The organism is Nocardioides sp. NPDC127514 (genome assembly GCF_040302125.1).
In the GTDB taxonomy this organism is placed as follows: Bacteria; Actinomycetota; Actinomycetes; order Propionibacteriales; family Nocardioidaceae; genus Nocardioides.
Genome location: NZ_JBEORF010000003.1, coordinates 231,362 through 241,540 on the forward strand (window position 1 = coordinate 231,362; position 10,179 = coordinate 241,540).

A 10,179-nucleotide genomic window follows, 5' to 3' on the forward strand; every position below is an offset into this window, starting at 1 on the left:
CTGTTGCCGAGTCGGCTCATCCTGACGATCCCCGCTGCCGAGTCGGCTCGTCATGACGGGCCGACTCGGCAGGGGTTGTGGTCAGGATGCGCCGACTCGGCGAGGCGAACATTGATCAGGCGTCGAGCATCGGGACGTTGAGTCCCCGCTCACGAGCGACGTCGCGCGCGTGCTCGTAGCCCGCGTCGACGTGGCGCATGACACCTGTGCCGGGGTCGTTGGTCAGGACCCGCTCGATCTTCTCCGCGGCGAGCGGAGTGCCGTCGGCGACGCAGACCTGGCCGGCGTGGATGGAGCGGCCGATGCCGACACCGCCGCCGTGGTGGATGCTGACCCAGCTCGCGCCGGAGGCGGTGTTGAGCAGCGCGTTGAGCAGCGGCCAGTCGGCGATCGCGTCGGACCCGTCCTTCATCGCCTCGGTCTCGCGGTAGGGCGAGGCCACGGAGCCGGAGTCGAGGTGGTCGCGACCGATCACGACCGGCGCCGAGAGCTCGCCGGAGGCGACCATCTCGTTGAACTTCAACCCGGCGAGGTGGCGCTCCTTGTAGCCCAGCCAGCAGATCCGCGCCGGCAGGCCCTCGAAGTGCACCTTCTCGCCCGCCTGGGTGATCCAGCGCTTGAGGCCCTCGTTCTCGGGGAAAAGGTCGACGATCGCGCGGTCGGTCTTGGCGATGTCCTCGGGGTCACCCGAGAGCGCCGCCCACCGGAACGGGCCCAGACCCTCCTCGAAGAGCGCTCGGATGTAGGCGGGGACGAAGCCGGGGAAGGCGAACGCGTTCGCGAACCCGCCCAGGCGGGCTCCCTCGCGCAGCGAGTTGCCGTAGTCGAACACCTCGGCATCACGGTCCATGAACCCGACCATCGCCTCGACGTGCTTGGCCATCGAGGCCTGCGCCTTCTCGGTGAAGTCGTCAGGATCCTCAGCGGCCCGCGCGGCCCACTCCTCGACGGTGTACTCGAGCGGGAGGTAGGAGAGCGGGTCGTGGGCCGAGGTCTGGTCGGTGACGATGTCGATCTCGACCCCGCGCGCCAGGATCTCCGGGAAGACCGCGGCACAGTTGCCGACGAGGCCGATGGAGCGCGGCGTACGGGACTTCTTGGCCTCCTCGGCCTGGGCGAGCGCGTCCTCGAGCGACGACGCGACGGTGTCCATGTAGCCGTGGTCGACACGGCGCTGGAGACGCGCCGCGTCGACGTCGACGACGATCACGACGCCCTCGTTCAGCGTCACCGCGAGCGGCTGCGCGCCGCCCATGCCGCCGGCGCCGCCGGTCAGGGTCACGGTGCCGGCCAGCGTGCCACCGAACCGCTTGCGCGCGATGGCGGCGAAGCACTCGTAGGTGCCCTGCAGGATGCCCTGGGTGCCGATGTAGATCCAGGAGCCGGCGGTCATCTGGCCGTACATGGTCAGGCCGAGCGACTCCAGCCGCCGGAACTCCGGCCAGGTCGCCCAGTCGCCGACGAGGTTGGAGTTGGCGATCAGGACCCGGGGTGCCCACTCGTGGGTGCGGAAGACGCCGACCGGCTTGCCGGACTGCACCAACAGGGTCTCGTCGGCCTCGAGCTCGTCGAGGGTGCGGACGATCGCGTCGTACGCCTCCCATGACCGCGCGGCGCGGCCGGTGCCGCCGTAGACGACCAGGTCGTCGGGACGCTCGGCCACCTCCGGGTCGAGGTTGTTCATCAGCATGCGCTTGGCGGCCTCGGTCTGCCAGTTCTTGGCGGTGATCTCGGGGCCGCGCGGTGCGCGGACAGTGCGTGGTTCGCTCATGTCGCTCATCACATCACTGAAGTGAGCGAGCGCGCACGGGAAAGAAGGGTGCCGTCGGCGACGAGGCCGACGACCGCCTTGATGTCCGGGGACAGGAAGCGGTCCGGGCCGGGCGCGGGGACCAGCTTGCGGATCTCCTCGACCAGCGCGGCGCCGACAGGGCCGGGACGCTCGGGGGCGCGCATGTCGATCGCGCGGGCGGCGGTGAGGATCTCGATGGCGACGACCTGCTGCGCCCCGGTGATCGCGCGGCGGAGCTTGCGGGCGGCGTTCCAGCCCATCGAGACGTGGTCCTCCTGCATCGCGGAGGTGGGGATGGAGTCGACCGATGCCGGGACGGCGAGGCGCTTGAGGTCGGAGACGATCCCGGCCTGCGTGTACTGCGCGATCATGTGCCCGGAGTCGACGCCGGGGTCGTGAGCGAGGAACGGGGGCAGCCCGTGGTTGCGCGACTTGTCGAGGAAGCGGTCGGTGCGGCGCTCGGAGATCGAGGCGAGGTCGGCGGTGGCGATGGCCAGGAAGTCGAGTACGTAGCCGATCGGCGCGCCGTGGAAGTTGCCGTTGGACTCGACCCGGCCGTCGAGCGTGACCACCGGGTTGTCGACCGCGCTGGCGAGCTCGGTCTCGGCCACGCGGGCGGCGTGGGCCATGGTGTCGCGCACCGCGCCGTGGACCTGAGGCGCGCAGCGCAGCGAGTAGGCGTCCTGCACCCGGGTGAACCCGGTGCCGCGGTGGTCGGCGACGATGCCGCTGCCCGCGAGGACGGCACGGATGTTGGCCGCCGAGGTCGCCTGGCCGGCGTGCGGGCGCAGGGCCTGGAGGTCCTCTGCGAAGACGCTGTCGGTGCCCTGGAGGCCCTCGATGCTGAGCGCTCCGGCGATGTCGGCGGTGGCGACCAGGTCGTCGAGGTCGGCGAGCGCCAGGACGAGCATCGCCAGCATCCCATCGGTGCCGTTGATCAGCGCCAGCCCCTCCTTCTCGCGCAGCTGGACCGGGGTGACCCGCGCGGCCGCCAGCGCGTCGGCGGCGGGGACGAGGTCGCCGTCGGCGTTGCGTACGTCGCCCTCACCCATCGCCGCGAGCGCGCAGTGCGCCAGCGGGGCCAGGTCGCCGGAGCAGCCGAGCGAGCCGTACTCACCGATCACCGGGGTGATCTGGGCATTCAGAAGCGCGGCGTAGGTCTGGGCGACCTCGGGGCGCACACCGGTCCGCCCGGTGGCGAGGGTGGAGAGACGCAGCAGCATGAGGCCGCGTACGACCTCCTTCTCGATCTCGGCGCCCGACGAGGCCGCGTGCGAACGGACCAGCGAGGCCTGCAGCTGAGCGCGGTGCTCGGGCGGGATCGAGGTGTTGGCGAGGGCGCCGAAACCGGTCGAGATGCCGTAGTGGGGCCGGGTGTCGTGAGCCAGCGACTCGATGAGCTCGCGGCTCGTGGCCATCGCGGCCAGCGACTCGTCGGTCAGGGTGATGGGGGTGTTGTGACGGGCGACGGCGACTACCTGATCGAAGGTGAGGGCACCGACCCCGACGGGAACCGTGGTGTAGGTCATGACCAGAGTGGATCACATCACATTCAGGCGGGTGAGCACAGGCCGTTGTCGGCGGCGTCCTTCTCCTGGTCCTCGGGGCTCACCGAGTCGGCCGGAACCTCGTCCGGTGAGGCGCTGACCTCGGGATTCGCCGGTGAGGCAGAGGTCGTGGGCGAAGGGGCGGCGGACGTCGTCGTCGCGTCGTGGAGCGGACGATCCTCGAGCATCCGCTCCCACAGCTCGTCAGCCTTCGGGAGGATCTCGAGACGGCCCCAGTTGGGGTCGCCGGGAGGGTAGGCGCGGTTGGGTACGGTCTCGAACTCGATGCTCGACGGATCCAGGTCGCGCATCTCGCCGGCCAGGTCGGCCAGCCCGGCGACGGAGCCGATGTCGGTGGTGATGCTCTTGGAGAGCTCCGTCGCGAACCTGGCCAGGCGCCGCGGGCGGGTCAGGGTGCCGGCGGAGAGGACCTTGGTGGCGAGGGCGGTGAGGAAGTACTGCTGACGCCGCATCCGGCCCAGGTCGGCGTTGGGAGTCGAGGAGCGGTTGCGTACGTAGTCGAGGGCCTGCTTGCCGCGCAGGTTGTGGGTGCCGGCGGGCAGGAAGATGTTGTGCTCCTCGTCGTCGATCGCCTCCGGAATGCAGATCGTGACGCCGCCGACCGCGTCGACCATCCCGCGGAACCCGGCGAAGTCGAGCGCGAGGTAGTGGTCGATCGGGATCCCGGTGAGCAGCTCGGTCTGGCGGGCGGTGCAGATCGGGCCGCCCAGGGAGTAGGCCTCGTTCCACATCACGCCGCTCGCCTCGGGGATGGTGGTGCCGTCCGGGGCGGTGCACTCCGGCCGGTCGACGAGCGCGTCGCGGGGGATGGAGACGCCGTAGGCCGAGGTCCGGTCGGCGGAGACGTGGAGCAGGATCGTGCTGTCGGAGCCGCCGGAGCCACCCTCACCGTCGATCGAGCAGCCCTCGCAGTCACGTCCGTCGGTGCCGAGGATCAAGATGTTGAGCGGCTGCTTGGGGCCCTCGTCCTCGCTCTCCGGCTCGTCGACGAGGTGGTGGATGTCGCCTCCGGAGCCGAGGTTGCGGTTGAGGTGGTCGTAGAACGCCCAGGTGCCGATCCCGGTGCCGACCGCCAGGAACAGCATCGTCACCACGACGGTGAGCACGACCGTACGTGTCCCCGACCTCGTTTCGGTCCTCATCACCCTCCCTCGCTGGCCCGCGTGAGCAGACCGACTGCGTGTGCAGCCCACACAGGTTCTACGCGCCAGTGAGCCGAGAGGTTGCTGCTTCAGGTAACGGCATTGTGAAACCATGAGGAAGGCACTGTCCGAAAACCGCGCGTAATTTCTTTGCGAACGCGGCAACATGGTGGACATGGATGGGACGACGAGCGTGAACGGACTCGACTTCGAATCGTGCTACCGCGCTGTTCGTTCGCGCGACCGGCGCTTCGACGGCATCTTCTACACCGCGGTGGCCTCGACCGGGATCTACTGCCGGCCCTCGTGCCCGGCCCGGACCCCAGCCCTGGTCAACGTCTCCTTCCACCGGACCGCTGCGGCGGCCCAGGCGGCCGGCTACCGGGCCTGCAAGCGCTGCCGCCCCGATGCCACCCCGGGCAGCCCGGAGTGGGATGTGGCGGCGACGCTGGCCGGGCGCGCGATGCGGCTGATCGCCGACGGCGTCGTCGACCGGGAAGGAGTCGAGGGGCTGGCTCGCCGAGTCGGCTACTCGCCGCGCCACCTGACCCGGCTGCTGACCACCGAGCTCGGCGCCGGTCCGCTGGCGCTGGCCAGGGCACGCCGGGCACAGACCGCTCGGACGCTGGTCGAGACCACCGAGCTCGGCTTCGCCGACATCGCCTTCGCCGCCGGCTTCTCGAGCGTACGTCAGTTCAACGACACCGTCCGCGAGGTCTATGCGGCCTCGCCGACCGAGCTCCGCGGACGCCGTGGATCGCGGCGCCGGGCCGACGGGACGATCGCGCTGCGGCTCGCCGTCCGCACCCCGTTCGCCGGCCGGGCGCTGCACGCCTTCCTGCGCGACCACATGGTGCCGGGCGTCGAGGTCGCCGGGGTCGACGGCGGGCGGCGCTGGTTCGCCCGCACGCTCGACCTGCCCAACGGGCCCGGCACGCTGCGCCTCGAGCTCGCCGACATCCCCGAGGGCGAGACCGGCTTCGTCCATGCGACCTTCAAGCTCGCCGACCTGCGGGACACCACCGCCGCCGTCGAGCGCGCCCGCCGGCTGCTCGACGCCGACTGCGACCCGCGTGCGGTCGGCGACGTCTTCACCGGGGACGAGGTGATCGGCCCGCTGGCCCTCGCCCTGCCGGGGCTGCGGGTGCCGGGCACCGTCGACGGGGGCGAGCTCGCGCTGCGTACGATCGTGGGGCAGCAGGTCTCCGTCGCCGGTGCACGCACCGTGCTGGCGGGGATCGTCGCCGAGCACGGCCGCCCGATCGCCACCGACATCGACGGCCTCACCCATCTGTTCCCGTCCGCGGACGCCCTTGCCGCCGCCGACCCGGTCGGCATGCCGATGCCGCGCTCGCGTGGGCGTGCGGTCACCGGTCTGGCCGCGGCGCTCGCCTCCGGCGAGCTCCAGCTGGACCGCGGCACCGACCGCGACGTCGTGCACGAGCAGCTGATCAGTCTGCCCGGGGTCGGTCCCTGGACCGCCGACTACGTCGCGCTGCGTGCTCTCGGCCATCCCGATGTCTTCCTGCCGACCGATGTCGGCATCAAACGAGCGCTGGAAGTGCTCGGTGCGCCCGCGGCGGATGTCGCCGCCTGGCGGCCGTGGCGCTCGTACGCCCTGCTCTATCTGTGGACCTCACTGACTGCCTTGGAGAAACTGTGATGTGGACTCTCATCGACTCGCCCGTCGGCGAGCTCCGGCTGGTCGCGCACGACGGCGCGATCACCGCGATCGACTTCATGCCGGCCGACTATGCCAAGGGCCGGGTGCTCGGGGACCGGTCCGACTCGGATCCGCTGTTGCTGGAATGCGCCCGGCAGCTCGCCGAGTACTTCAAGGGTGACCGAACGAGCTTCGACCTCCCGCTGGCGCCCTCGGGCACCGCGTTCCAGACGCGCGTGTGGGAGCAGCTGCAGCAGATCGAGTACGGCACGACCGCCTCCTACGGCCAGATCGCCGGCCGTCTCTCGCTGACCGGCCACGGCGCCCGCGCCGTCGGGCTCGCCAACGGCAGGAACCCCATCCCGATCGTGATCCCGTGCCACCGTGTCGTCGGCGCGGACGGCTCCCTGACCGGCTACGCCGGTGGCCTGGACCGCAAGACGACCCTGCTGGGCTTGGAGAGCGGTGCCCTCTTCTGATGCCGAGACTGCAGTTGTGGCGTCCGAGACCGCAGTTGTGGCGTACGTCGGTGGCGGCTGCCGCGCTCCTCGCCACTCTTGCCGCGTGCGCGGAGGAGGCCACCGAGCCCGCGGCGCCCGCGACCAGCGAGAGCCGCGCCGAGGTCGAGAACGAGGTGCTGGTCAACGGCCGGGCGCGGTGTGACCAGGACGTGTCGAGCGACCAGGCGAAGGACACGATCGAACGCGTCGGCGGGCTCCAGCAGCCGACCTGGTCGGTGCGGTTCGCCGAGAGCACCGCGGCGGGGGTGGTCGTGCTGGTCACCGGCGATCTGGACGACGCCGAGCCCACGCTCTTCGACGACTATCGCGTGGCGGTGATCGTCGCGTCCGCCGAGGATCAGACGCGTACGGAGGACTTCAAGGCCGTGCGCGACGCGGTTCGGGAGCTCTGCGGCTGAACGCTCACCGAGTTACCTCGGTCAGGTGACGCTTCCTTCGTGGAACTCCGCGAAGGAAGCGCGTGCTCACCGAGTTACCTCGGTGAGCATCCGGCGCCCTACTCCGCAGCCGCGCGCCGCAGCGACTCCGAGAGCCGGTCGGCAGCAGCGAGGACAGCAGGTGCGTGCATCTTGCCCGGCTGGCGGGTGAGTCGCTCGAGCGGGCCGGAGACGGAGACGGCGGCGATGACCTTGCCGCCGGGGGAGCGGACGGGAGCGGACACCGAGGCGACGCCGGCCTCGCGCTCGCCGATCGACTGCGCCCAGCCGCGGCGGCGGATGCCGGAGAGGGCGGCGGCGGAGAAGGCAGCGTTCTGCAGGCCACGGTGGAGGCGCTCCGGGTCCTCCCACGCGATCAGTATTTGAGCGGCCGACCCGGCACGCATCGTCAGCTGCGAGCCGACGGGGATGGTGTCACGCAGGCCGGAGGGGCGCTCGGCGGCAGCGACGCAGACGCGGAAGTCGCCCTGGCGCCGCCACAGCTGCGCCGACTCACCGGTGATGTCCCGCAGCCGTGCCAGGACGGGCCCGGCGGTGGCCAGCAGCCGGTCCTCGCCGGCGGCGGCGGACAGCTCGGCCAGCCGCGGGCCGAGAACGAAGCGTCCCTGCATGTCGCGGGCGACCAGACGGTGGTGCTCGAGGGCGACCGCCAGGCGGTGTGCGGTCGGACGGGCGAGACCCGTCCCTGCCACCAGACCGGCCAGGGTCGCCGGGCCGGATTCGAGAGCTGTGAGCACAAGGGCGGCCTTGTCGAGCACGCCCACACCGCTGGAACTGTCCATATCGCAAGACTAACTTCTCAGAACCTGAGATGCAACGTTACGCTCGGAGAAGCAGACTGGAAGTGGCGGATCTGACATTGCGATTCAACGCTCGAACCGCCACCGGCCACTACAGACCAAAGATGCCAGATGGAGAACGTGTCATGGGCAGGACCTTGTCGGAGAAGGTGTGGGACGAGCATGTCGTCCGGTCGACCGCGGGAGAGCCCGATCTCCTTTACATCGACCTTCACCTCATCCACGAGGTGACGAGTCCGCAGGCCTTCGAGGGCCTGCGTCTGTCCAACCGCAAGGTACGCCGCCCCGACCTCACCATCGCCACCGAGGACCACAACGTCCCGACCCTCGACTGGGACAAGCCGATCGCCGACCCGGTCAGCCGCACCCAGGTCGAGACGCTGCGTAAGAACGCCGAGGAGTTCGGCGTACGTCTTCACCCGCTCGGCGACGCCGAGCAGGGGATCGTGCACGTGGTCGGGCCGCAGCTGGGGCTCACCCAGCCGGGCATGACCATCGTCTGCGGTGACTCGCACACCTCCACGCACGGTGCGTTCGGCGCGATCGCGTTCGGCATCGGCACCTCCGAGGTCGAGCACGTGCTCGCGACCCAGACGCTGATGCAGGACAAGCCGAAGACCATGGCTGTCACGGTCAACGGCACGCTGCCCGAGGGCGTCAGCGCCAAGGACCTGATCCTCACCCTGATCTCCAAGACCGGCACCGGCGGTGGCCAGGGCTACATCGTGGAGTATCGCGGCGAGGCCATCCGTGAGCTCTCCATGGAGGCTCGGATGACGATCTGCAACATGTCGATCGAGTGGGGTGCCAAGGCCGGCATGATCGCTCCCGACGAGACGACGTTCGCCTACATCAAGGACAAGCCCGAGGCTCCGAAGGGCGCCGACTGGGACCAGGCCGTCGCGCACTGGAAGTCCCTGGTCACCGACGAGGACGCCGTCTTCGACAAGGAGATCGTCCTCGACGCCGCCGAGGTCACCCCGTTCGTCACCTGGGGCACCAACCCGGGCCAGGGCGTCCCGCTGGGCGCGGCCGTCCCGAGCCCCGACGACTTCGAGGACGCCGACGAGAAGATCGCGGCCGAGAAGGCCCTGACCTACATGGGGCTCGAGGCCGGCACCCCGATGCGCGAGGTGCACATCGACACCGTCTTCCTCGGCTCCTGCACCAACGGCCGCATGGAGGACCTGCGTACGGCCGCCGACATCATCCAGGGCCACCATGTCGCCGAGGGGACCCGCTTCCTGGTCGTCCCCGGCTCGGCCAAGGTGCGCCTGCAGGCCGAGGAGGAGGGTCTGCACAAGATCTTCATCGACGCCGGTGCCGAGTGGCGCGGCGCGGGCTGCTCGATGTGCCTGGGCATGAACCCCGACACCCTCGCCCCCGGCGAGCGCTCGGCCTCCACGTCCAACCGCAACTTCGAGGGTCGCCAGGGCAAGGGCGGTCGCACCCACCTGGTCTCGCCGGAGGTGGCTGCCGCCACCGCCGTACGCGGCACCCTCTCCTCGCCCGCCGACCTCGTCACCGTTGGAGCCTGAGTCATGGACAAGTTCACCACCCACACCGGCGCCGGCGTGCCGCTGCGCCGCAGCAACGTCGACACCGACCAGATCATCCCCGCGGTCTACCTCAAGCGCGTGACCCGCACCGGCTTCGAGGACGGCCTCTTCGCTGCCTGGCGCAACGATCCGACGTTCGTCCTCAACAACGAGGCGTACGCCGGGGCCTCGGTCCTCGTCGCCGGCCCCGACTTCGGCACCGGCTCCTCGCGTGAGCACGCCGTCTGGGCGTTGATGGACTACGGCTTCCGCGTGGTCATCTCGAGCCGCTTCGGCGACATCTTCCGCGGCAACTCCGGCAAGGCTGGACTGCTCGCGGCGAAGGTCGACGAGAAGGTCGTCCAGAAGCTGTGGGACTACCTCGACGACAACCCGGGCGCCCAGATCACCGTCGACCTGGAGTCGCGCACCGTACGCGCCGGCGATGGCCCCGACGCCATCGAGGACTCCTTCGACATCGACGACTACACCCGCTGGCGCCTCCTCGAGGGCCTCGACGACATCGGCATCACGCTGTCCCACGAGGACGACATCGCGACGTACGAGGCGACCCGGCCCTCCTTCAAGCCGGTCACCCTGCACGCCTAGATCGAATCGTGAGTTGTGGGCGACGAGAGTGCACTCTCGTCGCAGCCGCTCGGCGGCATCACGGCTGAGCCGGGGGCCGGCGACGAGGTCGTACGCCGCTCGCCAGCCC

9 protein-coding genes are annotated in these 10,179 nt (G+C 70.4%); 5 read left to right on the plus strand and 4 right to left on the minus strand.

The annotated features are described in order from the left end of the window. Positions 1–115 precede the first annotated feature (115 nt). From hutU to ABTX24_RS03885, 3 genes are read right to left on the minus strand one after another with little or no spacing between them, the layout of a single operon-like run. Complete coding sequence (gene hutU, locus ABTX24_RS03875) at positions 116–1,771, minus strand: urocanate hydratase (protein ID WP_350837537.1); 1,656 nt, start codon at positions 1,769–1,771, stop codon at positions 116–118. Positions 1,772–1,779: 8 nt separating this feature from the next. After that, entirely contained in the window at positions 1,780–3,327 is a 1,548-nt protein-coding gene (hutH, locus tag ABTX24_RS03880; RefSeq protein WP_502890848.1) for a histidine ammonia-lyase, read from the minus strand. Between the two features lie 17 nt (positions 3,328–3,344). Next, positions 3,345–4,502 (minus strand): LCP family protein, encoded by a 1,158-nt coding sequence (locus ABTX24_RS03885; RefSeq protein WP_350837541.1) that lies wholly within the window; start codon positions 4,500–4,502, stop codon positions 3,345–3,347. 175 nt (positions 4,503–4,677) lie between these two features. On the opposite strand from ABTX24_RS03885, the gene ABTX24_RS03890 reads away from it, so the two are divergent. The 3 genes from ABTX24_RS03890 to ABTX24_RS03900 are packed head-to-tail and all read left to right on the plus strand — an operon-like array spanning position 4,678 to position 7,084. Continuing rightward, complete coding sequence (locus tag ABTX24_RS03890; protein WP_350837543.1) at positions 4,678–6,165, plus strand: Ada metal-binding domain-containing protein; 1,488 nt, start codon at positions 4,678–4,680, stop codon at positions 6,163–6,165. Next, a complete protein-coding gene (locus tag ABTX24_RS03895) occupies positions 6,165–6,644 on the plus strand; it encodes a methylated-DNA--[protein]-cysteine S-methyltransferase (RefSeq protein ID WP_350837545.1) in 480 nt (159 codons plus the stop codon). The genes ABTX24_RS03890 and ABTX24_RS03895 overlap by 1 nt, the downstream gene beginning before the upstream one ends. After that, positions 6,644–7,084 (plus strand): hypothetical protein, encoded by a 441-nt coding sequence (locus ABTX24_RS03900; RefSeq protein WP_350837547.1) that lies wholly within the window; start codon positions 6,644–6,646, stop codon positions 7,082–7,084. Before ABTX24_RS03895 ends, ABTX24_RS03900 begins: the two co-directional genes overlap by 1 nt. A gap of 98 nt (positions 7,085–7,182) precedes the next feature. Here ABTX24_RS03900 and ABTX24_RS03905 read toward each other — a convergent pair whose 3' ends face one another. Beyond that, the gene (locus ABTX24_RS03905) at positions 7,183–7,905 is read right to left on the minus strand and encodes an IclR family transcriptional regulator (protein ID WP_008358359.1); all 723 of its coding nucleotides are present in this window, start codon (positions 7,903–7,905) and stop codon (positions 7,183–7,185) included. 143 nt (positions 7,906–8,048) lie between these two features. On the opposite strand from ABTX24_RS03905, the gene leuC reads away from it, so the two are divergent. Next, entirely contained in the window at positions 8,049–9,461 is a 1,413-nt protein-coding gene (gene leuC / locus ABTX24_RS03910) for a 3-isopropylmalate dehydratase large subunit (protein ID WP_160024555.1), read from the plus strand. Positions 9,462–9,464: 3 nt separating this feature from the next. Beyond that, a complete protein-coding gene (gene leuD, locus ABTX24_RS03915) occupies positions 9,465–10,070 on the plus strand; it encodes a 3-isopropylmalate dehydratase small subunit (protein WP_350837549.1) in 606 nt (201 codons plus the stop codon). Positions 10,071–10,179: the final 109 nt, after the last annotated feature.